A 25983-nucleotide genomic window follows, 5' to 3' on the forward strand; every position below is an offset into this window, starting at 1 on the left:
CATGCAACAACGCCACCGCACCTACACCTTGGACCAAGCCGCCGCCCTGCTGAACACCGGGCGCAACACCCTAGCCCGGCAGCTGCGGGACGCCGAGATCCTTGGCGATGACAACCTGCCCGCCGGCGGTTACCGGGGTAACGCCCGTTTGTTGGTGGTGGCCACCGGCACTTACTGGCACCCCATTTGTGGCTGGACACACTACGGCCGCACCGAATTTACCGACGCTGGGCTTGACCACATCGCCAACAAGCTCGGCATCCAACTGGCCCGCCTGCCATACCCACGCGAGGCACATAACCCGCAGCACGTAAGGAGTCTGTCATGACCCATAAATCAAGCATGCCCAACCTTTCCGCTCGCCTGAGCGAGCGCAACCATCAAGCCCTGGAGGCAATGCTCGACGCCGAGGACGAAGACGAACGGAAAGCGAGCGAGCTAGAGCTCAAAGGCCCTGATGCCTGGAAGCGCCTCGCCAGCGTCGCCAATGGCGACACCGGTCAGAGCCAGCACTGCCGCCGCATTCTGCTTTCCATTTACAACAGTTACGTCTGGCCGCTGGAACTGACCCGCCTGCGCGTCATCGATCGCGAGCTGCAGCAGGCCGCGCTCACCGTGATCGAGTGGAGCCTCTACGCCCTTAATGAGCCCCATGAGTACACACCTGGTGGCGACCAGCTGATGCAGGACTTTGCCGCTATTGAAAAAAAGGAGCCCTAACCATGGCCGACAACGCCGATATTGCCAGCGAAATGATGCAAAACCGGCTGGAGGGGGCGCTGGCCAAGCGCCCCCGCTGGATAGGAATCGATATGGCTGTCACCACCTGCGATGACTGCGGCTATGAAATTCCCCAGGCGCGCCGCAAGGCGGCGCCCTGGGCTGTCACCTGTATCGAGTGCCAGGGTATTCGTGAAAAACGGAGGCGGCATGTGCGCTGAACAAACCAAAGGCGGCAAGCTGGCCCGATCGGCAGCGATGCTTTGCCAGGACCGGGCGTTTCAGCTCTATCTAGACAAGCGGCGTCGTTACAAACATGGAATGAGCGTGGCCCAGTTGCCAGATGGCACCCACAACGCTGACGATGCCCGCGACTGGCTGTGCGCGGCGTGCAATATCGAGAGTCGTGCCGAGCTGGACCACAACGCCCAGGCGGCCGCCACTTTCCGCACCATTCAACAACGATTCGGCAAGTGGCGTTATCACTCGCAGGCCGAGCCGTGAACTTGCACACGATTCAACACGCTGCTAATCTCAACCCTGTCACGGCACAATCCGTGGCCGGGTTTGGCGACCCGAGATGAATAAGGCGCACAGCGCCCCTTACCCTACCGGCGCTTTTTTTGTGCCTACCGGGTAGTTATGGCGGGCCGTGCGTGGGAGACCTTCGGGTCTGCCGGGTTCCTTATTCCCCGGTTCGCCAACCCGCGTACGGTCCGCCTCCATCGTTTGGCGACGAGGTAGCGGACTCCTAATCGAATAAGGAGATCCATCATGAATCACCCCACCCCGATCACTCTCGACCCTCGCCCGCTGCGCCACTGGCGCGCCTTGCCCGAACACCACATGCCCAGCCTGGTCAACGCTTTGGTCGAACTCAACCGCTTGAGCCGCGACTTGCCTAGCGATCACCCCATTACCCTCGCCGCTGATCGGCTACGCATCACCGTGCGGGACGCCTGGTGGGCCGATGAAGTCGTCACCCAGATGGCCCGCACCCAGCACGCCGCCGACCTCAGCCTCTTGGAGAATGCCCAATGAACAGCCATCTGATTCCCGTTTTCACAGCCGACAGCCAGCAGTTGCTGTGCAACGCACGCGACCTTCATGACTTCCTGGAAGTGGGCCGCCGGTTCACGACCTGGATACAAGAGCGTATCGAACAATATGAATTTGAAGAGGGCTTGGACTTCATCGTTCATAAAATGCAACCTGGGATGGGCCATAAAACCGCCTCCCAAAATGGGGAAGCCCTGGAATCAATCACTTACGCCGAAAACTTCGGCCAGCAAGGCCGCGTTGAATATCACCTGACGCTCGACATGGCCAAAGAGCTGGCGATGATCGAAAACAACGCCATGGGGCGCCGCGTACGCCGCTACTTCATACAGCGTGAACGCCAGGCGATTGAACTGCTTCAGCAGCAGGCTACCGAGGTGCAGCCCATCGAGCAGGTGCGCAAGCGCATCAAGGACACGCCGAAGTTCCGCTACCTGCTGATCCTCCAGGAGCAAAGCCGCACGCTTGCCCGCGAGCTGGCCCGCTGTGACCATCCGCGTGAGCGCTTCAATCTGCATTGCGCCCTTCGCCAGGTGAATAACACCATCGGCATTCCCACCGAACCGCTGGAAGTCTGGGAAGGCAGCCAGCAGCGCCTATCCCTCTCACATCAATAGTCACTTTGCCTCCCTTCAGGGAGGTTCCTGCCTATAGATAACTAACGGTATAAGAAAACCACCGTGCATCCCTCCCCTGCCAATTTTTTATAACCTCACTTAGGCTGTGCAGAAATACAGCTAAAAGGAATCATCATGGCAGGTGTTGAAGTGCGTGGCGGCAAGGTTCGCGTCTACTTCCAATTCAAGGGTGAAAAATGCCGAGAACCGGTCGGTTCAGCCACTAGCGATAACATCGCCCACGCTGAGCGCCTGGCGGCATCGATCGACCACGAGATCCGGATGGGGACGTTCGACTACGCCCGACTTTTCCCCGGTTCTAAGCGGCTGGCGATCAATACAGTGGGCCACTATGCGGACTTGTGGCTTGGTATCATCGAAAACGATGTCGCCGACACGACGCTGCGGAGCTATCGAAGCAAGGTGAAAAGTCATATAAGTCCTCGGTGGGGCAAAGTGCAGGCCGACCAGGTGAGTCCCATCGACCTCCAGACATGGGTAAAAAGCGAGTTGCCAAGAACGCTGGCCAGCAAAACGATCAAGGAGATCGTTACTATCTTGCGTCAGATATACCGCCTTTACTGCTCTCAGCATCGCCAAGCCTATGACCCGACGCAGGGCGTCCAGGTGCGGCTGCCAGATCCTGAAGACCCTGATCCTTTCAGCCGTCACGAGATCGAATGCATCCTCACCACGCCAACAAAACGCGTGCAGGAGCTCAACATGATTGAATTCATGATCTGGGATGGCCCTCGCCTATCCGAGGCAATGGGGTTGGCGTGGGAAGATGTTATTGATCTGGAACGCGGGATTATTCGCTATCGGCGTCGACAGTTCCGCAATGCCTATCGTGTCACAAAGACCAGGCGCTCCACGCGTGAAAAGCGGCTACTTAAGCCAGCCCGGCAGGCGCTGCAGCGTCAGTGGGTATTGACCAGCCACCTTGCACCGCAGCCGATTGAAATAATCGACCGAGACAACACCACTGTCCGCAAAGCCGACCTGCGCTTCGTGTTCCTGAATTCAAACACAGGCAGGCCGCATTATGGCGACACAGGGATTCGCGATCGCTTCTTTAAGCATCACCTGGAGAGGGCTGGCGTGCGGTATCGCGGGCCAAGTCAGTGCCGGCATACCTATGCAAGCCAACTCCTGAGCACCGGGGTCGCGCCCATACAATGGGTAGCTGAGCAGATGGGGCATACTTCGCCAGCGATGATCTACAAGCACTATGGGCGATGGATTTCTGAGGACGGGCCAGACATCAACTCGCTGGTGGAAACTGCTCTGGAAGTTAAGCGTGAAACGTAAGCCAGTCCCAAGCTAGTCCCTGAGAGCCGGAAACGAAAAAGGCGAACCAAGCTAAGTGCTTGATTCGCCTTTTAAAATCTCTGGCGGAGGGGGAGGGATTCGAACCCTCGAAGCCTTTCGGCTTACGCGCTTTCCAGGCGCGCTCCTTCGACCACTCGGACACCCCTCCGTCTTTTTACCCTGTTGAAAGGCAGCGCCTTTAGCAACAGAACGGCACATATACTATTGCCTAAGTGGCGAAATAGCAAGCTTTTTCACGATTTAAGGGAGTACTGCGTAGCTTCCGTTAGCTTCTAAGCAAAGGGTCTCGCCGCAATAAAGTTGCTGTGTGAGCGCAATACGCCCTTTGCCGCGTTCCTCAAGTTTAGCGGCGAGTTTTGCCGGGCCTTCGGGTTCGATTGGAGTGCAGACAAGCCGGTAATCATCGGTTACCGGGGCAAGGAAGCGCTGGCTGGCTTCAGCGACCACCACATCTCGTGAGATGCCTTGTGCCCGCAGCCATAGCGTCACCCAGCACCAACCCTGGAGGGTGGTTTGCGCGGTTAACGCACCACCAAAGCCAGTACCTTTGTCGTTCAGGCTTGGCGTTAACGCAAGCTCCCATATCAGCGTGTCATGTTGTTGCGCCATTCCCTTAATGCCGAGGGCATTTACCATCGGGATGGCTTCGCCTAACCATTGCTGAAAAGCCGTCAGATCTTCCCGCCCTTCCGGCAGCGGTAGGCGCGGATGAGGAACCCCTGGTTGCCGAGCTGTTGTCATGCCAAACCCTGCCTTGTCGCCCTTGTGCATTATTCCCAGCGTTCGAGAAAGTCGTCCACGTCGTGTTCCGGCACAGGCTTGTGGCGCCCACCAAGTGTACCAAGGTAAATGAACGCCACCACCTCGTCGTCATCTGCTAAACGCAGCCCTTTACGCACTACCGGGTCGAAGGCGTATTTGCCGCTGCGCCACATAGCGCCAAAGCCTAGCGCGTGGGCGGCAAGTAGAATGCCGTGTGCCGCGCAGCCCGCCGAAATCACCTGCTCGATTTTGGGCACTTTGGGTACCTCGGGCGTTACTTTAGCCACCACGGCGATAATCATAGGGGCACGAAGTGGCTTTTTGCGTGCCGCGTTTAGCGTGGTATCCGAGGCGTGCGGGTCTTCTTGAAATTCCGCTTCAGCAAACAGCTCGCCCAAACGCTCAAGCCCTTCCCCGCTAAATTCGATAAAGCGCCAAGGGCGCAGTTCGTTGTGGTCCGGGGCGCGCAACGCCGCTTGGTAGATCGCGCTTAACTGCTCGGACGATGGGGCTGGGGCCATCAATTTGCCCATGGAACTGCGTTGGCGCAGTAGCGTGAGTGCGTCCATTATTGGCTCCAAACCGTTATGTTAGTGACTTACTGTAGCGCAGTGACTTACTGCCTTGCCAGACGCAGCGGGTGCGGCGGTGCTAAACCAGGCGTTGCCCGCCAGGGGCTAATATCCAGCCCACCACGGCGCACATAACGCGCCAGCACCAATAACGCATCGGGTTTTGCGAAGTGCATGAGGTCTGTAAAGATATGCTCAACGCAGTGCTCGTGAAAGTCTTGATGTTGACGGTAGCTAATCACATAGCGCAAAAGCCCTTCGTGATCGATTTTAGGGCCTTTATAGCGAATCAGCACACTCCCCCAGTCAGGCTGGCCAGTTACTGGGCAGTTGGATTTGAGCAGGTGTGAGTAGAGCGTCTCTTCAGCGACGTCTTCGCCAACCGATAACAATGACGCGCTAGGCGTGTAGTCATCCACACTGATATCAAGCGCATCCAGGCATTTGCCGGGCAAGCGCTGCGGCATGAGTTCAGCGTCGTCAACGCCAAACAGCTCAACGCCAACGCTCTCCCTCGCCGCGCGTGAAAGATCACGTGTCAGTGTTTGCACGACGTCGTCCCGGCTGGCGAAGCGTGTTTGGTTAAAGCTGTTGAGGTAGAGCTTCCAGGATTTGGATTCAATTAAGTGGGGCGATTCCGCGGGTAGCGTGAAACGCCCCACGGCCACCACCGGCTTGCCGCGGGCGTTAAGCCATGACATTTCAAACGCATGCCACTCATCGGCGCCGATAAAGGGCAGGCGGGTATCGTCAATGCCCAACGGCGCACGGTTGGTCGCGCGTGCTATCGGATACAAAAGCCCGGCGTCGTAATGTTCCGGGTAAGCCGATTCACGTCCAAGTGGGGCGTTCTTTAGGGTTTCAGGGCGGTGATGCGTCATGAGCGAATCCCTTTCCCACGCGCTAACATTTGAAGTGCCACAGTAAAGAGCACCACGATGAAGCCCAAAATGGCCATCAATGCCCAGCCGACGGGGATATCCGACACACCCAAGAAGCCATAGCGGAAGACATTGACCATGTAGAGAATAGGGTTGAGCATCGATACGCCCTGCCAGAAATCCGGCAGCATCGAGATCGAGTAGAAAACCCCGCCTAGGTAAGTCAGCGGCGTCAGAATAAACGTCGGCACAATCGAAATGTCATCGAATTTATTCGCCAACAGCGCGTTGATGAAACCGCCAACGGAAAACAGCGCCGACGTCAGCACAACGACCAACACGGTCAATAGCGGATGCTCCATACTCAAGCGAGTGAAGAACAGTGATACCACCGTCACGATCAGCCCAACCCCCAAGCCACGCGCCATCCCCCCTAGCACAAAGCCTGAGAGGATCACCCAGTTAGGCATGGGAGAAACCATCATTTCTTCAATCGAACGCTGGAACTTGTTAGAGAAAAAAGAGGATGCAACGTTGGAATAACTATTGGTGATCACCGCCATCATGATTAGCCCTGGGACGATGAAGTCCATGTAATTGAACCCATCCATCGCCCCGATGCGCGAGCCAATCAAGTTGCCAAAAATAATAAAGTACATCGCCATCGTAATGGACGGCGGTAAAAGCGTTTGCGGCCAGATGCGGGTAAAGCGCTTGATCTCTTTCACCACTAGCGTCCACAGGGCGATCAGCGTTTGCGTAGCATTCATGCGCGCGCCTCCTTGCTTTGCGTTTGATCATCGATGGCGCTTTGGCCGCTTTCTACCATCGACACAAACATCTCCTCCAGTCGATTGGCGCGGTTGCGCATCGAGACCACGTTGATACCTTGCTCGCTCAAGGCCGCGAAAACATCGTTCATTTGCTGACCGCGGTGAATCACCATCGAAAGCTGCGATGGCTCGGTCAAGCTGAGTTCGAACCCTTCCACTGCCGGCGCCTCTTCTAGCGGGTGCGCAAGATCCAGCAGGAAGGTTTCGGTATCGAGCTCGGCAAGCAGGTCACGCACATTGGTGTTACGAATAATGTCGCCATTGTTAATGATCGCGATATTGCGACAAAGGCTCTCCGCTTCTTCCAGGTAATGCGTGGTGAGAATAATCGTTGTCCCTTCATCGCGATTAATGCGGCGCATGTACTCCCACATGCTACGGCGCAGTTCGATATCAACCCCTGCGGTGGGCTCATCAAGAATCAAGAGCTTGGGGCGATGCATAAGCGCGCGCGCAATCATTAAACGGCGCTTCATCCCGCCTGAGAGCATCCGTGCACTGCCGTTGCGCTTATCCCAAAGGCCCAAATCAGACAGCAGCTTTTCTGCCCGGGGCAGCGCCTCGCGGCGCGTCATGCCGTAGTACCCTGCCTGCGCCAGCACGATGTCGATCACTTTCTCGAACTGGTTGAAGTTAAACTCCTGCGGCACCACGCCCAATTGGTACTTCGCCTTGGCAAAATCTTGATCAATATCGATACCAAAGATCGTGACTTTTCCAGCGCTCTTTTGCACTAGCGAGCAAACAATACCTAACGTGGTCGATTTTCCCGCGCCATTGGGGCCTAGCAAGGCAAAAAAATCGCCCTGCTGGACGTCTAAATCAATGCCTTTCAGCGCATGAAAACCATTGCCGTAGACCTTGGTCAGCCCACGGATCGACAATGCCGGTTCGGCCATGAACATGTCCTGTCAGCAAAAAAGAAAAATAAAGACTTTTATAAGGAAGTGATATAAGGGCAGCTCGCTTGTTTTCAAGGCCATGCCGCACCAATGCACAATACTCGCTAGGCTCTTGGCCTACCGAGATAAGAATCACGATAAATCAGAAAACAATAATTTGGGAGGGCGCTTGGAGCGGGAAAGGAGATTCGAACTCCCGACCCTCGCCTTGGCAAGGCGATGCTCTACCGCTGAGCTATTCCCGCAGCGCAAGAAATGAAGCGAGCTGGCGTCCCATAGGGGGTTCGAACCCCTGTTACCGCCGTGAAAGGGCGGTGTCCTAGGCCACTAGACGAATGGGACGTATTGGATACTGAACTGGAGCGGGAAAGGAGATTCGAACTCCCGACCCTCGCCTTGGCAAGGCGATGCTCTACCGCTGAGCTATTCCCGCTTAATTCAGTTATCTCGCCATCGGATTGGCGTCCCATAGGGGGTTCGAACCCCTGTTACCGCCGTGAAAGGGCGGTGTCCTGGACCACTAGACGAATGGGACACACGTTGGAGCGGGAAAGGAGATTCGAACTCCCGACCCTCGCCTTGGCAAGGCGATGCTCTACCGCTGAGCTATTCCCGCACTCCGATACCTTAACGATTTAAGTGGCGTCCCATAGGGGGTTCGAACCCCTGTTACCGCCGTGAAAGGGCGGTGTCCTGGACCACTAGACGAATGGGACACTGCATTGCCTCGTCGAGGTGGCGCGTATAGTAATCAGCGGATGAAACACTGTCAAGCCTCAATCTTTGCTGGCGTCCCCGTTTAAGATCACACATGCTGAGATGCATAACACGTATCTTGAAATTCATACCGACTGATAGCACTCAATGTCTAGTAGCACGACTTTCACCGGCATGGCGAATGCGCTAATCGCTTGCCGTTATAATAAGGAGTCATAATATGGCCAAAGTAGAAAAACCCCCTGAACAATGGCGCGACCAGCTCACTCCAGAGCAGTACCGTGTCACCCGTGAAAAAGGCACCGAACGCCCCTTTACCGGCGACTGTAAAGTGAGTGATGCTCAAGGTATTTACCACTGCGTGTGTTGCCATACGCCTCTGTTTGAGAACGAGCATAAATTTGATGCGGGCTGCGGCTGGCCGAGTTTCGACCGCCCGCTAGGCAGCCAACGCGTGGAAGAGCACACCGACGAGAGCCACGGCATGGTACGCACAGAAGTCCTATGCGCGCATTGCGACGCCCACCTCGGTCACGTGTTTCCCGACGGGCCACAGGACACCACGGGGCTTCGCTACTGCATTAACTCGGTGGCTATAGAGTTTCACGCCGACGAATAACGCTATCGGTTAATCCGGCAAAGCGGGCGCCATCTGCTAGAATGGTCGCCCGTTTTTTATGCTGACACCGCATTACTAACAACGCATTGCGCAGGAGAACCTCATGCTCGGCTGGTTTCCCGGTCATATGAATAAGGCACGCCGCCAGATTAAAGACGCGCTGCCTGAAATCGACGTGGTTATCGAAGTGCTCGATGCGCGCCTGCCCTACTCCAGCGCCAACCCGATGCTGGCAGAACTAACGCGCCACAAGCCGGTGCTCAAAATTCTCTCCCGCGCGGATTTAGCTGACCCTGAGCGCACGGCCGACTGGGTCGCGTTTTTTGACGCTCAGCCCAATACACGCGCCCTCGCGATTACCACCACCAACGCCCGCGAGCTCAAAAGCATTCCTAAGCTTTGCCATACGCTTGCCGGAGAGGTACGCGCTGACCGCGATGTCCGCGTGATGGTGATGGGGATTCCCAACGTCGGCAAATCGACACTGATTAATGGGCTGGCGAAGCGCAAAATTGCCAAGACCGGCAACGAACCCGCCGTTACCAAGCGCCAGCAAAAAGTACGTATCGATGGCCGTGTGGCGCTCATTGATACGCCCGGCGTGCTATGGCCCAAGATCGAAGACCAGGCCAGCGCCTATCGTCTGGCCGCTAGCGGTGCGATCCGTGACACGGCGATTGAGTATATCGACGTCGGGATTATTACCAGCGCCGAGCTGGCTAAGCGCTATCCAGAAGCGCTCACAGCGCGTTATAAACTCAAAGCACTGCCACGCTACACAGTGCCGGAAACACCGCCAAGCGTTGAAGCCGATGGACCAGAACGCCCGGATTTCTTAGCGCTGGCGGGCTTTGACGGTTACGCCATTTTAAAAGACATTGCCAGCAAGCGTGGCGGCTTGCGCCCCGGCGGCGAAGTTGACCTTCACCGTGGTGCCGAAGTGCTGCTGCATGAACTGCGCGATGGCAAACTGGGCCGAATTACGCTAGAAACGCCTCACGACATTCCAGCACCTGACGCTGATGTAACTCCCGCGGAGGCAAGCGAGCCGAATGCCCCGCCAGCGCCTTAATGCCGTCAGCGTTGGGAACGACCACTGATTGGGAACGATAACATGGACACCCCACAGCCTCACGAGGCGCCTTTGCTTAACAAATCACATAAGCTCGATAGCGTTTGCTACGACATTCGCGGCCCCGTGCTCGACCACGCCAAACGCCTGGAAGAAGAAGGCCAACGCGTATTAAAGCTCAACATCGGTAACCCCGCCCCGTTTGGCTTTGAAGCACCGGAAGAGATTCTGCAAGACGTGATGCGCAACCTGCCAACAGCCCAAGGCTACTGCGACTCCAAGGGGCTTTATTCGGCACGCAAGGCAATCATGCAAGAGTGCCAGCGCAAAGAAATCCCCGGCGTCGGCATTGAAGATATCTACATCGGCAACGGTGTTTCCGAGCTGATCGTGATGGCCATGCAGGCGCTCTTGAATGATGGCGACGAGGTATTGATCCCCGCGCCGGATTACCCGCTTTGGACGGCGGCGGCTAACCTATCCGGCGGCCACGCCGTGCATTATTTATGCGATGAGCAAGCCGATTGGGCACCGGACATGGCGGACATTCGCGCCAAGGTGACAAGCCACACCCGCGCCATTGTGCTGATCAACCCCAACAATCCCACCGGGGCTGTCTATCCGCCTGACGTCGTGCGCGAGGTGCTCGATATCGCCCGCGAACACAATCTGGTGGTGTTCTCCGATGAGATTTACGACAAGATTCTCTACGACGGTGTGGAACATACCGCCACCGGGGCGCTCGCCGATGACGACCAGTTGGTCATCACCATGAACGGGCTCTCCAAAAGCTATCGCTGCGCCGGGTTTCGCTCCGGGTGGATGACCATTTCCGGGTCGATCGCCAAGCAACGCGCCAGCGGGTATATCCAAGGGTTGACCATGCTAGCCTCGATGCGCCTTTGTGCCAACGTGCCCGCTCAACACGCCATCCAAACCGCACTCGGTGGCTATCAATCGATCAACGACCTGATTCTCCCCGGTGGGCGCCTACTCGCGCAGCGCGATATTACCTATGAAAAGCTTAACGCTATTCCCGGTGTCAGCTGCGTCAAGCCTAAAGGCGCGCTTTATGCGTTCCCCAAACTCGACCCGAAAATATTTAATATCCAGGACGACCAAAAAATGGTGCTGGATTTGCTACTGCAAGAGAAAATCTTGCTGGTTCAAGGTACTGCCTTTAACTGGCCGGAAGCGGATCATGTGCGGATCGTAACGCTGCCCTGGGCTGATCAGTTAGGTGATGCACTCGACCGTTTTGCCAACTTTTTATCGCGCTATCGGCAATAATCTTGAACCCCCGCGTACGTGAACGTATCTAAGTTTACGTTTTACTACCGCTGACTTATTGACTTGGGCTTTATGGAGATGTCGCCACATGATGCGAATTGTGCTGTTCTTAGCCACTAACCTGGCAATTTTATTGGTGGCCAGTATTACCCTGCGCCTATTCGGCGTGGAGAGCTACCTAAGTAGCCAAGGGATTAACTTTACTAGCCTGCTGATTTTCTGCTTTGTCTTTGGCATGGCCGGTTCAATGATATCGCTGTTCATCTCGAAGTGGATGGCCAAGCGCTCTACCAGCACGGTGATTATCGAAACCCCGTCTAACCAAACCGAAAAGTGGCTGGTGGATACCGTTGCGGAGCTCGCTCGCGAGGCGGGCATCAAAACGCCGGAAGTCGGTATTTTCCCCGCGCAGCAGTCTAATGCCTTTGCCACCGGCTGGAACAAAGACGACGCGCTGGTGGCCGTATCGGCGGGCCTTTTAAACCGCATGCAACCCGAAGAAGTACGTGCCGTGCTGGCCCACGAGATCGGCCACGTCGCCAACGGTGATATGGTGACGCTGGCGCTGATTCAGGGCGTCGTCAACACCTTCGTGATGTTCTTCGCCCGCGTCGTGGCGCATCTGGTGGATAACTTCTTGAAAAGCCGCTCTGACGGCGAGGGTGGCCTTGGCTTTATGGGCTATTTTGCCGTGGTTATCGTCGCGGAAATCGTTTTTGGGATTATCGCCTCAGCCATCGTGGCGTGGTTCTCACGCTTTCGCGAATACCGCGCTGACGAGGCCGGCGCACGGCTTGCCGGCACCGGCGCCATGGTCAACGCCCTCGCCCGCTTGAAGGCCGAAACCGAGTTGCCGGACCAAATGCCCGACACCCTGCGCGCGATGGCAATTACCAAAGGCCAAACCCGTTCGCTAATGGAGCGCCTGTTCGCCAGCCACCCGCGGCTGGATGACCGCATTCGCGCCCTTAAAGAAGCCGCTTACCGTCAGTAAATAGCGCCCTCTCCTTTATACGCCCACCACCCGGTGGGCGTTTTTATGCCAACACCACGGTAAACCCTGCAACGCTTAGTATGGTCGCTAGCGTCTGCGCCTCATCACGCAAACGCACGGTCAACGTCGAAAACTCACGCCGCAGCGGGTAATTTGCACGGCACGTATCAAAGCCTTTCGCCAGCCCCAGTGCGTGCGCCTCCCGCGTCAGGCGTTCGTGATCATGGCGAACGTCATACACCGCGCGGGCGCAGAGCCGCAATGCGTCTTCACTTGGCAATGCCTGCTGCAGCGTGATTGATGCCAACGCTGGCGGCGGGCAAATATCGTCAAGCGTGAGCTCGCTCGTTTGGTCAAGATGCGCCGCCAACGCTTGATGAATCATCAAACTGCCACGCAATTTACCATCCAGGCTGTAACCAGCAATATGCGGGGTCGCAAGCATCGCCAAGTCGTGAAGGGCGGCGTCAATGGCGGGTTCGTTCTCCCACACATCCAGCACGGCGGTGAGATCGTTCTGGCTTGCCAAGCGGCTACGTAGCGCCAAGCCGTCGATACAATCACCGCGCCCGGCATTAAGCACCACCATGCCGTGGGCAAGTTCGGTGATACGCTCAGCATCCAGCAAATGCTGAGTGGCATGCGGGCCGGTGCTCACCAGTGGTGTATGCAGGCAGAGCACATCGCAGTGTTCAATCAGCGTTTCAAGGGAGGTGAAGCCGCTCTTTCCCTCACTCACCCCCTCACGCTCGGCGCGCGGTGGGTCGCAGGCCAGCACCTCTACCCCTAGCGCCTGGAGCCGGGCTTGCAAACGGCTGCCCACATTGCCCACGCCCACAATACCCACACAGCGATCTAAAAGCCGCCAACCCTGTCGTTCAGCAAGCGTTAATAGGCTGGCGAGCACATAATCCACCACCGCCTCAGCGTTGCACCCTGGAGCGCTGGCGAAGGCAATGTCATGTTCGGCAAGATAGTGGGTGTCAACGTGATCAATGCCGATGGTGCAGGTGCCGACAAAGCGCACCGCGCTTTCAGCCAACAGCGAGGCGTTAACCGGGGTGACGGAGCGGATGATCAGCGCATCCGCATCGCGCAGGTGCTCGGCGCTGATCTCACGCCCTGGGCATTTTATCACCTCACCGAAAGCACCAAAGCAGGCATCAGCGGCGGGAATATTGGCATCGACGACAAGTTTCATGGCGTTTTGGCTCTGGCGATTTACAATAGTGGCCGCCACTGACGGGCAACCATGCGTTTTGACTAACGTATTTGCGCAAGATGATGTGAAATAACGTATTAAAAATAGCGGGGTAACTGAGTGATCGTACGTTGGGAAACCGACCATGACTACGTCCTGGTGCATATCCACCAAGATATGTTCGGCGACTGGATTTTCAGCCGCGCCTGGGGCCAAATCGGCACCCAGTTTGGTGGCTTGAAGCACCAGCTGGCGGACACACGGGAGCAAGCCCAGATGTGGCTTGATGACGAAGCCACCATCCAGAATTCCCGCGGTTTTCTCAAAGTGCTAGACGTGACCGACGATACCCCCGAAGGCCAAGAAGCCATGCGTCAACTATCACTGATCGACGTTATTTAACCGCTGTAAGATAGCGCTCAACTCAGGTAACGCCGCCCGTTGTGCTCAAACGCAGGCTTTGCTGGCTTGGGCGCTGGCGGCGGCGCCAGCAGCGCTTCCAATGCGGTTTCATCCAACCAGCCGCGCGCCCTAAGCCATTCGCCCAAACGCATGGGGTCCAACCCTCGATCCAACTCAACGTCTTCGGCATCGGCCAGTACGGGGATGCGCACGCCATAGCGCGCCAGTAGATCGTCGTCCTCACTGATTTCGATGTGACGCAGCGCCACCTCGTCATTAGCGAGCGTATGCACCAGCGCCTCTAACTGCGCGCATAGATGGCAGCCTAAGGTGGTATAAAGCCAAAGCTGGATCATTAAGCCTCCTTATGGCGCAGCAAAAAGACGTGGTGAAGGTTAGTGCGGCGTTGGAAATCCGGGTCGAAAGAGCGCGCGGAAATATCCTCTACGTCAAAGCGCTCAACAAGACCCTCATCAAGGACAAATCGACGCTGGTTATTAGAGAACACTAACGTGCCGCCTGGGGCCAATCGTGCCATCGCCAAGTTCACCAACGGCGAATGGTCACGCTGAATATCCAGCGTCTCGCGCATCTTCTTCGAGTTGGAAAACGTCGGTGGGTCCATAAAAATCACATCAAACGTTGTGCTTGCCGTTTCCAGCCAGTGGAAACAATCGTCGCGCATAACACGGTGGCGCGATGAGTCGAGCTGATTAAGCGTAAAGTTATCCTGCGCCCACGTGAGGTAGGTATTGGACATATCCACGCTGACGCTATCACTCGCCCCGCCCAAGGCGGCGTGCACCGTTGCGGTGGCCGTGTAGCAGAACAGGTTTAAAAAGCGCTTACCCTCAGCCATTTCCCGAAGCATTCGGCGCACCGGCCGATGATCGAGAAATAGCCCGGTATCCAAATAGTCGCGCAGGTTCACCCACAGCCACGCCGGCCCTTCTTGTACCTTAAAGCGCTCGCCGCTGGCGTCGCGTTTCTGATATTGGGCGCTGCCAGTTTGACGCTCACGGCGTTTCACATAAACATGGCTCGGATCAATCTCCAAGACGTCAGGCAGCACTTCCAAGGCATCGAACAAACGCTTTTGAGCTTGGGCGGCATTCACCGTGCGCGGCGGCGCGTATTCCTGCACGTGGACACGATCGCCATATACATCGATGGCCAGCGCAAACTCGGGCATATCCGCGTCATAGAGGCGATAACAAGTTTCGCCGCTTTGTTTAAGCCACTTTTTGAGCCGTTTTTGGTTCTTTTTCAGCCGGTTGGCAAACATTTCTGCGTTTTCAGACACGCGCGGCGATGGGTGATTGGCCTCGTCGAGCACTTCTGGGTCAGCCGCCTCGGCAATGTCCATCAGCAATAACTTGGCATCCAGCGGTCCATTTTTCAGCGCGTATTGCTTATGGGCGCGCAACCCCAGCCGGTGGCCTAGATCTGGATTGCCGGTGAAAAGCGCCAGCGTCCACCCGGGGAACGCCGCTTTCACCTTTTCGCCCAATGTGGCGTAGAGGGTGACCAGCTCGGGCAATTCACCGAGCCGCTCGCCATAAGGCGGATTAGTGATCAGAAGGCCTTTCGAGGCGTGTTCCCCCTCCAGCGCAGCAGGCCTTTCAAGCGTTGCTAGGCCTTGGCCGGTGAGCGTAATCAACGCAGGAACACCGGCACGCATGGCGTTGGCTTTGGCCGCCGAGAGCGCTGCGGGGCTTTGATCAAAGCCGAACAGCTGATTTTTGCAGCGTTTGCGCCCGATGCTCGCGCGCGCCTGGGCTTCACGCGTTAGCTCTTGCCACGCGGCGCGGTCAAAATGCGCCCAACCGTGAAAACCAAATCGCTCGCGGTGTAAGTTCGGTGCTTGATCGGCAGCGATCAGCGCCGCTTCAATCAATAGCGTCCCCGCGCCGCAAAGCGGGTCGATCAGCGGCTCGTCCGCTTTCGCACGCTCGGGCCAACCGGCACGCACCAAAAGCGCTGCTGCCAAGTTTTCTTTGAGCGGGGCATGCCCCACATCGCGGCGGTAGCCACGCCGGTGCAGACTTTCGCCGGCAAGGTCGATTCCCAGCGTTAGGTTCTCCCGGTGCAGGTGAGCATATAGACGCACATCGGGTTTTTTTGTATCGACATTCGGGCGCGTCTGACCTGCAAGCAAGAGCGCATCCACGACGCCATCTTTCACCGTCTGTGCGCCGAAGCGGGTATGGCGTATGTGTTCACTGCGGCCATGAAAATCGACCGCGATTGTTTTTTCCGGGGCAATATGTCGCGCCCAGGGCACACGCGTTGATACAACGCGCAGATGCTCTGCCGTACTCACCAGCGGCTCGCGTGAAATGACCGCGATAACGCGGTTGGCCAACCGCGACCAAAGACATAATCGATATGCCGTCGCGTGGCTGGCACTGGCGAAAACCCCGGCCACAGTGGTTTTCCCAGGCGTGGCACCTAGGCTCGCTAGCTCATCAGCCAGCAGGCCCTCGATCCCTTTTGGGCAAGTCACCAGCAGGTCTAATTCGTTGCTTTGGCTTGGATCAGTCATAGTGGCGGCAGCGCTAAATGCGCAATATTCCTATATATGGCAAAAAAGTTTACGTCTTATGACAATTTGATGGTCGACAAGTCACCCCATCATGGTCTAACTATAAAGGTGTAGCTACACAAAACGCTTGCGTGACTTTGAAAGTTATCTGTCAGCTAGCGGTGCGTTCAGCACGTGAGTGCCCAACATTCTGTTTGCAAATACTATGTTCTAAAAAAGAGTGTGTTCTGAAAATACAGCTTTTTATTTTTTTGCAACGCCGCTATCACGGCTATGTTACGCCAAGCGACCATGAAATGGCTTTGTCTTCACCAATAAAAAACAGGCCGTTTCCCCTCAAAGGCTTTCATATAACGAGGTTAGCCAATGAAACGACAGAAACGTGACCGCTTCCAGCGGGCTTATGTTCACGGCTACAAAGCAGGTGTTTCCGGTCGCTCCCGAGACGACTGCCCCAGTGACAATATTAATTTACGCGAATACTGGATGAGCGGTTGGCGTGAAGGCCGCGGTGACCAATGGGACAGTATGACGGGCGTTTCAGGCATTCATAAAAATCCCACGGTCATGACGTAGCGTTTTTTTATCTGTCCTCATCCTCTTTATTGGATCAACATAGCCCGCTTAGCCCAGCGGGCTTTTTGCTGCTTGCGTTTTAAGTGCTTTGGCACACTCGCCCACAAGCTTGGGCCCGCGATAAATCAACCCAGAATAAAGCTGCACCATGTTTGCCCCTGCGTCTATTTTCGCCTGGGCGGTCTCAGCACTGTCGATCCCGCCGACGCCAATAATCGGCAGTGTTGGCAAGTGCTTACGCAACAGCCGGATGATACGATTGGAGGCTTCAAAAACAGGCTTACCGGAAAGCCCACCCGCTTCGTGCGCCTGCGGGTCGTGTTGAACGGCATCACGCGCCACGGTGGTATTGGTCGCAATGACGCCATCGAAGTGATTACGTTCAATGCTTTTGGCCACCAACGCCACCTCGTCTGCGTCCATGTCTGGGGCAATTTTGACCAGAAGCGGTACCTTGCAGCCACGCCTTGTATCCAACGTGGTAGCCCTTTCGCGAATCGGCCCTAACAGCGCATCGAGCTGCTCGCCGAACTGCAGCGTACGAAGCCCCGGCGTGTTAGGCGACGAAATATTGACGGTGATGTAATCCGCCAGCGGGTGGACGGCATCCAGACAGACAAGATAGTCATCCAAGGCATTCTCAACGGCGGTGGTGAGATTTTTGCCGATATTGATACCGACAATGCCGTCAAAACGGCGCTTTCTCACCTGTTCAACCAAATGCGCCACTCCGTCGTTGTTGAACCCGAAGCGGTTGATGATGGCCTCGTGCTCAGCCAGGCGAAAAAGCCGCGGCTTCGAGTTGCCCGGCTGGGGCTTGGGCGTCACGGTGCCCACTTCGATAAAACCAAAGCCCATCGCCCCCAGTGCATCAAGGTGCTTTGCATTTTTATCCAGCCCAGCCGCGAGCCCAACACGGTTGGGAAATGTAAGCCCCATCAGCGTCACCGGGTCATCCACCCGCGGCCCTACCAAGCGCTTAACGCCACCCGCACGATTAAGCACCTCCAGGGCACTAAGCGCCATGCCGTGAGAGGTTTCAGGATCAAGGCGAAACAGCAACGAGCGGGCAAGATCGTACATTCGGGCTCCGAGCAACATATCCAAACAACAAAAAGGTGCGGTGCGCGATTATAACGCACACCGCACCTTCAAGCATCGCTGATCGAGGCCCTGTTAGCCGTTAGGCTTCGCTGTCGCTCTCAGCAAGGTCGACCAGCTCGCGCACGGCCACGGCAAACAGCGCAAAGCCGCTTTCGCTACCGCTACGTACCTCCTCAATCAAACGGCACCAGCGGCCATGCAGCTTGTCGTGCTGTTCAAGCCACTGCGCCACCCGCTCCTCAGGGGTACGGCTTCCCGCGTCTAGCTTCAACACGCTGGCCGTGAGTGCCAGCTGCTGGCGGTCGATATCATCGCGAAAGGTTTCCCGCGCCTGCGCCTGCCAAGCGTCACGCACGCCGAGCCGAGTCACCTGTTGAATCATCCACGGTAGCTCCAAACGGCTACCGATTTCATAAAACACTTCAGCCACACGCTGGGGTTTTTCGTTGACAAGGCGCGCTGCTTGGATAATACCTAAGCCAGCATACAAGCTCGGCGCTGCCGCTACGCTTGCTGCCAGCGCGTCAGGCACGCCGGCGTCCAATAGTTCGTCGCGGCGCACGCGCCACGTATCCAGCTCCTCACCACTTAAGAGCTCACCAATGCCTTCTTGTAGCTGCGCTAAACGCGGAGCGAAATACTCCACCGTATCCTGTGTCGAAAGCCCCATATGCTGACGTAAGAACCAGCGTGTGGCACGGCGAATCATGCGCATCAGGTCCTGCATCATGCTGTACTGCACCTTGCTTGAGATCTGATTATCTAGCGCTTCGATCTCCGCCCATAGCGACGGCAAGTTAAAGCTATCGCGCGCAACGATATAGGCGCGGGCAATATCCGCACGCCCGGCGCCCGTGGAGTCGATCAAGCGGCGCGCAAACACGATGCCCATGTGATCAACTAAATCATTGGCTACCTGGGTCGCAACGATCTCGCGTTTCAGGCGATGGTCGTACATTTCCTGCTTGTAGCGTTCCACCAGCACATTCGGGAAGAGGCGCTCTAGATGACGATGAATATATGGATCATCGGGCACATCAGAGGTAATCAAATCCCCCTTCAACGTGCTCTTCGCGTAAGAGATCAACACCGAAAGCTCTGGCAGCCTCATGCCTTGATTGCTGCCCGTGCGCTCTTTAAGCACATCATCCGCGGGTAAAAATTCAAGCTCACGATCAATCTGCCCGGCAGATTCAAGCTCGGTAATAAAGCGCCGATACGGCCCAATACCTTGCTGCGATATTAGCGCGGAAAGATCCAGCGCCTGCGTCTGGCGATAGTTATCCAGAATCACCAAGCCCGCTACTTCCTCGGTCATATCCGCCAGCAGTTGGTTACGCTGCTTTTCGGTCATATCCCCGCGTTTGACCACTTCATCGATCAGTATTTTGATATTAACTTCATGGTCAGAGCAGTTCACACCACCGGCGTTGTCGATAAAGTCGGTATAGGCATAAACTCCTTTGGCCGCTGCTTCCATGCGCCCACGTTGAGTAAAGCCGAGATTACCGCCCTCACCGATCACACGACAATTGAGCTCGTTACCGTTAACACGCAGTGAATCGTTTGCTTTATCACCCACGTCAGCATTGGTTTCATCCGAGCCTTTCACGTAGGTACCGATTCCTCCGTTCCAGATCAAATCGACCTTGGCTTGCAGCATCGCATGAATCAGCTCATTGGGTGCCAACCGCGATTGCGTGATGCTAAAAGCTTTCTGCATTTGCGGGGTGATCGTAATTGACTTGGCGCTACGACTGAAAATACCACCGCCTTCCGATATCAAGGATCGATCATAATCTTCCCAGCTGGAACGCGGCATATCAAAGAGGCGTTTGCGCTCAGCAAAGGTGGCCTCGGCATCCGGCGTCGGGTCAACAAAGATATGCAGGTGATTGAATGCCCCTACCAACTGGATTTTGTCTGACAGCAACATACCGTTACCGAAGACATCGCCACCCATATCGCCAATACCCACGACAGAAAATTCTTCTCGCTGAGTATCTAGGCCGAGATTACGGAAGTGACGCTTAACCGACTCCCAGGCGCCGCGCGCGGTGATGCCCATTTTCTTATGGTCGTAACCATTGGCGCCGCCGGAAGCGAAGGCATCGCCTAGCCAGTGGCCATACTCCACGGATATTTCATTGGCAATATCCGAGAACGTTGCGGTACCTTTATCGGCCGCCACCACCAAGTAAGCATCGTCGTCGTCATGGCGAACAACGTTTTTTGGCGGTATAACGTGGCCTCCGTCAAGATTGTCGGTCACATCTAGAAGTGCGCGGATAAAGGTCTTATAGCAGGCGATCCCCTCTTTCTGCAGAGTTTCACGATCGGCATTTTCTGGCATGCGTTTGCAGACAAAGCCGCCTTTGGCGCCCACTGGTACAATAACGGCGTTTTTTACCTGCTGCGCTTTAACCAGCCCCAGGACTTCGGTGCGGAAATCCTCCATGCGATCTGACCAACGCAGGCCACCCCGCGCCACCTTGCCGCCGCGTAAATGAACCCCTTCCACACGGGGAGAGCAAACGAAAATCTCAAACGCTGGGCGCGGCTTGGGCATCCCGGTGACCTTGGAAGGCTCTAGCTTGTATGAGATATAGTCCTTGAAACGTCCATTGTCGCTGAGCTGGTAATAGTTAGTGCGCAACGTGGCCTGAATCAGCTCCATAAAACGACGCAACAGCTGATCATCATTTAAGCTAGATACGTCGTCTAACTGTGCGTTAATGCGCGCTAGACAGTCGCTGTTATCCCTATCGGTGCGTTCAGGATCAAAGCGTAAACGGAAGAGCTCAACCAGCTCGCAGGTAATACCGGCATAGTTTGCCAAGGTCGAGGCAATGTAGTTCTGCGACATACCAAAACGGACCTGCTTAAGATAGCGAGCATAACCGCGCAGCATCGCCACTTCGCGCCAATCAAGGTTGGCGCCGATAATCAGCCGGTTAAAAGCGTCGTTATCCGCTTCGCCAGCCCAAATACGCTGAAACGCTTCGGTAAACGTCTCACGCATGTCGCTGAGACTGACATCGACCCCGCTATGCTCAAGCTCGAAATCGTGGATCCAATAACGCTGCTTGGGCGCATTAATCTCATACGGACGCTCGCCGATCACGCGCAGGCCTAAGTTCTCCATCATCGGCAACACATCGGAGAGCGGAATCTGCGAGGCGCGATGGAATAACTTTAAGTTGACACCGCCACCTTGCTCTTCGAGCGGGCGATACAGCGAAAGGGCAAGATCGTTACCGTTATCCAGCGCCAACAGATGTTGGACGTCAAACACCGCCGTCCGGGCGCTGAAATCCTCGCGGTAGCTGGCAGAATATGCCTCGCAAAAGCGGTCCATCAACCGATTAGCCTGCTCCTCGCCAAAGCCTTCCACCATGGCCGACTGCAGTTCATCACGCCAGCTACGCGCGAGAAGCGCAATTTTGCTTTCCAGCCGTTTGATATCGAACTGCCCTGGCTGGTCACCATTAAAGCGCAGAATCAGCTGGATGCGGGCCAATACCGACTCTGACAAATAGGTATTAAAATCGCCAAAGTGAGCATCCATCTCTTCGCAGAGCAGTTTTTGAATCCGCTGGCGTAAATCCGTCGAGAAAACATCGCGCGGTACAAAGATCAGGCAGGAGAAAAACTTACCGCTGACATCAGAGCGCACAAACAGCCGTACCTGGCGGCGCTCACGAATGTTAAGAATCCCGAGAGCCGTGCTCGCCAGCGATTCCGTATCAATCTGGAACAGGTCATCGCGAGGATACACTTCTAACACTTGTAGAAGCTGCTTGCCGTTATGCCCCTGTGGATTAAATCCGGCAATATCCATCACGGCTTTCAACTTGCGCCGCAGTAGCGGAATATTACGCGGCGACTCGTTGTAGACGGTAGCGGTAAACAGGCCAAAAAAGCGCCGCTCACCAATGACAGTGCCATCGTCGTCGTAACGGTCGACGGTAATGTAATCGGGATATGTCGGGCGATGGACGCGGGAATGATGGGCACTTTTGGCGAAAGATAAAAGCTGCGGCATCAGCACATAACCGCCGTCTTCATCGACTCCTTCTTCAGAGCGAATCCGCTCGCAATAACGCGGTTGATCGAGACGGAAAACCCCGAGAACGCTATCAGAATCGCGCTTGAGTTCACCGCCTTGCAAAGTGTATTCGTCATACCCGAGGAAGGTAAAATTATCTTTTACCAGCCACTCAAGAAATGCGATGGCCTCTTCATGGTCGTCCGGGTCAATTTGCGGTGGGCAAACCTTTTCAAGCTCCTGAATCGTCTTGCGGGTGCGCTCGCACATGGCCTCGTAGTCAATCACAGAGGTGCGCACATCGCGCAGCACGTCTAACAAGTTATCTTCTATGTCTGTCAGCGCCTGCTGGTCTGTATGGCGGTCAACTTCTATGACAATCAGCGATTCACGCGATGCTGGCGCATTGTTATCGCCCGGCGCCGTAACGCGTTGAAGTTGATAGTCGCCATCGCGTTCTGCCGCTATGACAGCGTTTTGAATCGCGTGCACGGTCAATCCCCGCCGGTTGAGCTCAATGCGCACCGAGTCGACCAAAAACGGCATGTCTTCATGCAACACGGCGACAAACGTATGCGTCGATTGCCAGCCGTGCTCTTCAAAATCCGGATTAAAGACGCTGACTTTTGGCTGACTGGGGTCGTGATGCTGCAAAAACTGCCAAATCGAGAGCGTCGCGCCATAAAGATCATCCAAGCGCCGGTCTATCAAATCCTCCACCGGCACGGTGGCATAAAACTGCCGTGCAAACGCATCAATAGCGGCGGCTCTCGCTGGCTCTAAGCGCGATTGTAGCCGTTCCTGTAGCTGTTTGAGCAGATCTTGCCGACTCTCTTCAATTGCAATGTAATGCATCCATCACCTCGACTACCAAGGCCGTCATCGGCCAAAAAAAAACGAAGAACAATAGGCTATTAGGCTATCGTAGCACTGACTTTCACACCAGCTTACGCTAGCGATGCCTATGACCCCAGTCATTTGACGTCTTGCTCATGGCTCATGCCGCTTATGCATCACGTGGTGCTGATATCATGTAGCACTGATATTATGTAGTACTTATATTATGCAGTGCTGATATAGTCACTATCGACGTTGCAACATCACCCCACATTCACAATGATCGGTAAACGGGAACTGATCAAACAGCGCGAAACGCTCAATGCGGTGTGTTTGATTCAGTATGGTCAAGTTTTCGGCTAGCGTCTTGGGATTACAGGAAATATAGACGATCTGCTCATAGCCGCTCATCTGGTGGCAACTCGCCTCATCCAAGCCAGCACGCGGCGGGTCTACCAACACCGTGGAGAAATCAAACGTTTCGAGAGCCATCTCGGCCACGCGCCGACCGCCCTTCTCGCCATTTAACGCTTGCGAGAACTCCTCGGCGGACATTCGCGCGACCTGAGCATTGCCTACATCATTTACTTCAAAATTAACCTTGGCGCTCGCTACTGAGGTGCGTGAAATTTCGGTGGCCAGCACACGGCGAAAATTCGCTGCAAGCGCCACCGTAAAGTTACCATTGCCACAGTAAAGCTCTACCAAATCGCGGGCTTGGCTCCCAGTAGTGACATCACGCGCCCAGCCCAGCATCTTTTGGCATACCACGGCGTTGGGTTGGGTAAAGCTGTTTTCGACCTGCTGGTAATGAAAAGTATGGCCATCCACGCGCAGCTGCTCCCACACGTAATCACGCATCAGCACCCGGCGCTCTTTGCGTGAGCGGCCGATAATCATAATACCAAGTTCGCGCTCCAATACTCGCGCCTCGCTTTCCCAAGCGTCGTTCAACGGGCGATGGTAAATCAACGTCACCAGCGCTTCGCCTGCAAGCGTGGTCAAGAATTCAACCTGAAACAACCGATGACGTAACGCATGGCTTGCCAGAAAGGCGGCTCTCAGCTTGGGCATTAAGGCATTGATTGCCTCGCCAGCCACCAGATACTGATCTAAGCGCACCACCTGCTTGTTCTTGGGGTTTTCAGGGTCCACTTCAAACATGGCATAGAAAAGATCGTCTCCCTCATGCCAAATACGAAATTCGCAACGCTGGCGATAGTGACTAGGCGGTGAGGTAAAAACCTCCAACGGTGGGGGAGAAAACGCAGAAAAGAGACACTCCAATTCGTCACGTTTATCGGCAAGCTGCTCGTTGTAGCGTTGGGGGTCAACCACGGGAATCGCCAAAGGAGGCTCCTGTTATAGCGTCTAGGTTTAAGAAATCGTTACAGTCGTTAACGCGATACAGCGTTAGTTCTCAAGGGGCAAATTATCGGGGAACACATCATCAAGGGACAGACAGCGTGGGGCAAAAAAACCGTACGCCGCGAGCCCTGTCTGTAGTAAGGCGGCGGGTGCAGTGGTAAAACAGCGACCATCGTGGCGGTTCGATACGAGCGTATCGGTCACCTGTCCCACGCGGCGGGCGATCGCATCCCCTGAATCCACCCAGGTGAGCGGTACCGGCGCGTCGGCTTCTAGCCAGGGTTTAAGCAGCGGAAAGTGTGTGCAGCCAAGCACTACCGTATCCAGCGCCACATTGGCATGTGCTGCTTGCCATAGTGGTGCCAGCGCTGTTGATAGGCGTTTAGCGTTAGGTTTAGCGCCGCTAATCAACGCTTCCGCTTCGATCACTAACGCATCCGCTGCCACGCGAGTAATACGGCAATCTCGGGCAAAGTTATCAATCAGCTGCTGGGTATAAGGGCGCCGAACCGTTGCCGTCGTGGCCAAAAGGCCAATATGGCGCGATTGGCTCGCGGCTGCCGCCGGTTTGATCGCCGGCACGGTACCCACGACAGGAATGGTCAACTCAGCGCGTAGTTGTTCAAGCGCTAACGTGCTTGCCGTATTGCACGCGACCACCAGCACGCTTGGCTGGCAAGCACTGACGGCAGCCCGACAAACACGCACAATACGTGCTGTTAGCGTGCGGTCTTCACGCACACCATAGGGTAGCCACGCATTATCGCAGGCATAACAAAAAGCGGCATGGGGGTAATGCTCGCGCAGTGCGCGCGCCACAGAAAGCCCGCCTATGCCAGAGTCAAAAATTAATATGGGGCCAGCCATGTTATGCGGTTGCCCTTAAAAACCAAAAACGGGGCTAAGATTGTATCATGCCCCGAGACAGTGCTGTTTATAGGTTCTGATGTTAGGTGCGGGGTAATAAGCGCTAGAGCGGCGGGATTTGAGCACCTCGCAACTCCGCGTAAAGCTCTGGGTAAGCCTGCTGAAGACGCTCAAGTTCCTGCTCAGCACCAACGGGTAATGCTTGACGTAACAACGCTAGATCTTCTTCACTAAAGTGCTTTTCTACCAGCGGAAATAACACCTCACGCTCTCTGCGTAAGTAGGCACGGTGCGCTTCCAGATAGTGCTTCAAATCGTCGGCAAAGCGATCCATTGGAACGACACTGTCCATTAAAACCATATCGATATCCGTAGAGAGCTGCGCCAGCCGCGGCTTTAAATCACGATATTCATTGAGCATGTCTTTGACCACCCCCACATGCTCTGGCGCCCGTTCCTCCAAGCATTCAACGAACTCGCGTTCAAGCGGTGCAGCAAATTTTTCCATATAAGCCAGGATGTGATCCACTACCTCGCGCATCAACTGGAAATTGGGCCGCTCACTCTTGGCTAAGGTTTTATGCTTAAGCTGCAAGACGTGCAGCATTCGCGCCATATTGGCATGATCCAGACGCAGTTGATGTAACATTGTGCCTTCTCCTTTG

General features: G+C 55.6%; 26 protein-coding genes and 7 tRNA genes. 13 read left to right on the plus strand and 20 right to left on the minus strand.

The window, feature by feature from the left end:
- The first annotated feature begins 1 nt into the window (after nt 1).
- From M8006_RS10815 to M8006_RS10845, 7 genes are all read left to right on the plus strand, one after another.
- Complete coding sequence (locus M8006_RS10815; protein ID WP_250082063.1) at nt 2-328, plus strand: phage antirepressor KilAC domain-containing protein; 327 nt, start codon at nt 2-4, stop codon at nt 326-328.
- The gene (locus tag M8006_RS10820) at nt 325-720 is read left to right on the plus strand and encodes a DUF7673 family protein (protein ID WP_250082065.1); all 396 of its coding nucleotides are present in this window, start codon (nt 325-327) and stop codon (nt 718-720) included. Before M8006_RS10815 ends, M8006_RS10820 begins: the two co-directional genes overlap by 4 nt.
- Before the next feature lie 2 nt (nt 721-722).
- Complete coding sequence (locus M8006_RS10825; RefSeq protein ID WP_250082067.1) at nt 723-941, plus strand: TraR/DksA family transcriptional regulator; 219 nt, start codon at nt 723-725, stop codon at nt 939-941.
- Entirely contained in the window at nt 931-1224 is a 294-nt protein-coding gene (locus tag M8006_RS10830; protein WP_250082070.1) for a hypothetical protein, read from the plus strand. Before M8006_RS10825 ends, M8006_RS10830 begins: the two co-directional genes overlap by 11 nt.
- Before the next feature lie 270 nt (nt 1225-1494).
- The gene (locus M8006_RS10835) at nt 1495-1761 is read left to right on the plus strand and encodes a hypothetical protein (protein ID WP_250082072.1); all 267 of its coding nucleotides are present in this window, start codon (nt 1495-1497) and stop codon (nt 1759-1761) included.
- Nucleotides 1758-2396, plus strand: coding sequence for an antA/AntB antirepressor family protein (locus M8006_RS10840; protein ID WP_250082074.1), 639 nt, complete (start codon nt 1758-1760; stop codon nt 2394-2396). The genes M8006_RS10835 and M8006_RS10840 overlap by 4 nt, the downstream gene beginning before the upstream one ends.
- 135 nt (nt 2397-2531) lie before the next feature.
- Nucleotides 2532-3707 carry an Arm DNA-binding domain-containing protein gene (locus tag M8006_RS10845; RefSeq protein ID WP_250082076.1) on the plus strand — a complete coding sequence of 392 codons (1176 nt, stop codon included), beginning with the start codon at nt 2532-2534 and terminating at the stop codon, nt 3705-3707.
- An 81-nt stretch (nt 3708-3788) separates the two neighbouring features.
- Here M8006_RS10845 and M8006_RS10850 read toward each other — a convergent pair.
- The 12 genes from M8006_RS10850 to M8006_RS10905 all read right to left on the minus strand — a co-directional run bounded on the left by M8006_RS10850 (nt 3789) and on the right by M8006_RS10905 (nt 8394).
- Nucleotides 3789-3876 (minus strand) — tRNA-Ser (locus tag M8006_RS10850).
- Nucleotides 3877-3968: 92 nt separating this feature from the next.
- Entirely contained in the window at nt 3969-4469 is a 501-nt protein-coding gene (locus M8006_RS10855) for a YiiD C-terminal domain-containing protein (protein WP_250082078.1), read from the minus strand.
- Between the two features lie 29 nt (nt 4470-4498).
- Complete coding sequence (locus M8006_RS10860; protein ID WP_250082080.1) at nt 4499-5059, minus strand: nitroreductase family protein; 561 nt, start codon at nt 5057-5059, stop codon at nt 4499-4501.
- 47 nt (nt 5060-5106) lie between these two features.
- The gene (queF, locus tag M8006_RS10865) at nt 5107-5943 is read right to left on the minus strand and encodes an NADPH-dependent 7-cyano-7-deazaguanine reductase QueF (RefSeq protein WP_250082082.1); all 837 of its coding nucleotides are present in this window, start codon (nt 5941-5943) and stop codon (nt 5107-5109) included.
- The gene (locus M8006_RS10870; protein ID WP_250082084.1) at nt 5940-6713 is read right to left on the minus strand and encodes an ABC transporter permease; all 774 of its coding nucleotides are present in this window, start codon (nt 6711-6713) and stop codon (nt 5940-5942) included. The genes queF and M8006_RS10870 overlap by 4 nt, the downstream gene beginning before the upstream one ends.
- Complete coding sequence (locus M8006_RS10875; protein WP_250082086.1) at nt 6710-7675, minus strand: ABC transporter ATP-binding protein; 966 nt, start codon at nt 7673-7675, stop codon at nt 6710-6712. Before M8006_RS10875 ends, M8006_RS10870 begins: the two co-directional genes overlap by 4 nt.
- A 173-nt stretch (nt 7676-7848) precedes the next feature.
- Nucleotides 7849-7923 (minus strand) — tRNA-Gly (locus M8006_RS10880).
- Nucleotides 7924-7944: 21 nt separating this feature from the next.
- Nucleotides 7945-8020: transfer RNA gene (locus tag M8006_RS10885), tRNA-Glu, on the minus strand.
- Between the two features lie 16 nt (nt 8021-8036).
- Nucleotides 8037-8111, minus strand: a tRNA-Gly gene (locus tag M8006_RS10890).
- Between the two features lie 26 nt (nt 8112-8137).
- A tRNA-Glu gene (locus M8006_RS10895) sits at nt 8138-8213 on the minus strand.
- Nucleotides 8214-8219: 6 nt separating this feature from the next.
- A tRNA-Gly gene (locus tag M8006_RS10900) sits at nt 8220-8294 on the minus strand.
- A gap of 24 nt (nt 8295-8318) precedes the next feature.
- Nucleotides 8319-8394 (minus strand) — tRNA-Glu (locus tag M8006_RS10905).
- Between the two features lie 221 nt (nt 8395-8615).
- Between M8006_RS10905 and msrB the strand changes: the two genes are divergently transcribed.
- From msrB to htpX, 4 genes are all read left to right on the plus strand, one after another.
- On the plus strand, nt 8616-9014 hold the full coding sequence (gene msrB, locus M8006_RS10910; RefSeq protein WP_250082087.1) for a peptide-methionine (R)-S-oxide reductase MsrB: 399 nt from the start codon (nt 8616-8618) through the stop codon (nt 9012-9014).
- A gap of 103 nt (nt 9015-9117) precedes the next feature.
- Complete coding sequence (gene ylqF / locus M8006_RS10915) at nt 9118-10086, plus strand: ribosome biogenesis GTPase YlqF (protein ID WP_250082089.1); 969 nt, start codon at nt 9118-9120, stop codon at nt 10084-10086.
- Between the two features lie 42 nt (nt 10087-10128).
- Nucleotides 10129-11376 carry a pyridoxal phosphate-dependent aminotransferase gene (locus M8006_RS10920; protein WP_250082090.1) on the plus strand — a complete coding sequence of 416 codons (1248 nt, stop codon included), beginning with the start codon at nt 10129-10131 and terminating at the stop codon, nt 11374-11376.
- A gap of 88 nt (nt 11377-11464) precedes the next feature.
- Nucleotides 11465-12370 carry a protease HtpX gene (gene htpX, locus M8006_RS10925; protein WP_250082092.1) on the plus strand — a complete coding sequence of 302 codons (906 nt, stop codon included), beginning with the start codon at nt 11465-11467 and terminating at the stop codon, nt 12368-12370.
- A 43-nt stretch (nt 12371-12413) separates the two neighbouring features.
- Here the strand turns inward: htpX and pdxB are convergent, their stop codons facing one another.
- Complete coding sequence (pdxB, locus tag M8006_RS10930) at nt 12414-13571, minus strand: 4-phosphoerythronate dehydrogenase PdxB (RefSeq protein ID WP_250082094.1); 1158 nt, start codon at nt 13569-13571, stop codon at nt 12414-12416.
- A 120-nt stretch (nt 13572-13691) separates the two neighbouring features.
- On the opposite strand from pdxB, the gene M8006_RS10935 reads away from it, so the two are divergent.
- Nucleotides 13692-13973 carry a hypothetical protein gene (locus M8006_RS10935; RefSeq protein WP_250082098.1) on the plus strand — a complete coding sequence of 94 codons (282 nt, stop codon included), beginning with the start codon at nt 13692-13694 and terminating at the stop codon, nt 13971-13973.
- Nucleotides 13974-13990: 17 nt separating this feature from the next.
- On the opposite strand, the gene M8006_RS10940 is transcribed toward M8006_RS10935, so the two are convergent.
- Both M8006_RS10940 and rlmKL read right to left on the minus strand, forming a co-directional pair.
- Nucleotides 13991-14329: a glutaredoxin family protein gene (locus M8006_RS10940; protein WP_250082100.1), complete on the minus strand. Its 339-nt coding sequence runs from the start codon at nt 14327-14329 to the stop codon at nt 13991-13993.
- The gene (rlmKL, locus tag M8006_RS10945) at nt 14329-16518 is read right to left on the minus strand and encodes a bifunctional 23S rRNA (guanine(2069)-N(7))-methyltransferase RlmK/23S rRNA (guanine(2445)-N(2))-methyltransferase RlmL (protein ID WP_250082102.1); all 2190 of its coding nucleotides are present in this window, start codon (nt 16516-16518) and stop codon (nt 14329-14331) included. Before rlmKL ends, M8006_RS10940 begins: the two co-directional genes overlap by 1 nt.
- A gap of 366 nt (nt 16519-16884) precedes the next feature.
- Here rlmKL and rmf point away from each other — a divergent pair, with 366 nt between their 5' ends.
- Entirely contained in the window at nt 16885-17094 is a 210-nt protein-coding gene (gene rmf / locus M8006_RS10950; RefSeq protein WP_250082104.1) for a ribosome modulation factor, read from the plus strand.
- A gap of 48 nt (nt 17095-17142) precedes the next feature.
- Here rmf and M8006_RS10955 read toward each other — a convergent pair whose 3' ends face one another.
- From M8006_RS10955 to M8006_RS10975, 5 genes are all read right to left on the minus strand, one after another.
- Nucleotides 17143-18177 (minus strand): quinone-dependent dihydroorotate dehydrogenase, encoded by a 1035-nt coding sequence (locus M8006_RS10955; protein ID WP_250082105.1) that lies wholly within the window; start codon nt 18175-18177, stop codon nt 17143-17145.
- A 100-nt stretch (nt 18178-18277) separates the two neighbouring features.
- Nucleotides 18278-23101 carry an NAD-glutamate dehydrogenase gene (locus tag M8006_RS10960; protein ID WP_250082106.1) on the minus strand — a complete coding sequence of 1608 codons (4824 nt, stop codon included), beginning with the start codon at nt 23099-23101 and terminating at the stop codon, nt 18278-18280.
- 228 nt (nt 23102-23329) lie between these two features.
- Nucleotides 23330-24433, minus strand: a complete 1104-nt coding sequence (gene trmA / locus M8006_RS10965; RefSeq protein ID WP_250082107.1) for a tRNA (uridine(54)-C5)-methyltransferase TrmA — start codon at nt 24431-24433, stop codon at nt 23330-23332.
- A 63-nt stretch (nt 24434-24496) separates the two neighbouring features.
- Nucleotides 24497-25318: a glutamate racemase gene (murI, locus tag M8006_RS10970; protein ID WP_250082108.1), complete on the minus strand. Its 822-nt coding sequence runs from the start codon at nt 25316-25318 to the stop codon at nt 24497-24499.
- A 103-nt stretch (nt 25319-25421) separates the two neighbouring features.
- Complete coding sequence (locus tag M8006_RS10975; protein ID WP_250082109.1) at nt 25422-25967, minus strand: hemerythrin domain-containing protein; 546 nt, start codon at nt 25965-25967, stop codon at nt 25422-25424.
- Nucleotides 25968-25983: the final 16 nt, after the last annotated feature.

The sequence above is a fragment of the Halomonas llamarensis genome, from assembly GCF_023555005.1.
Taxonomy (GTDB): Bacteria; Pseudomonadota; Gammaproteobacteria; order Pseudomonadales; family Halomonadaceae; genus Vreelandella; species Vreelandella llamarensis.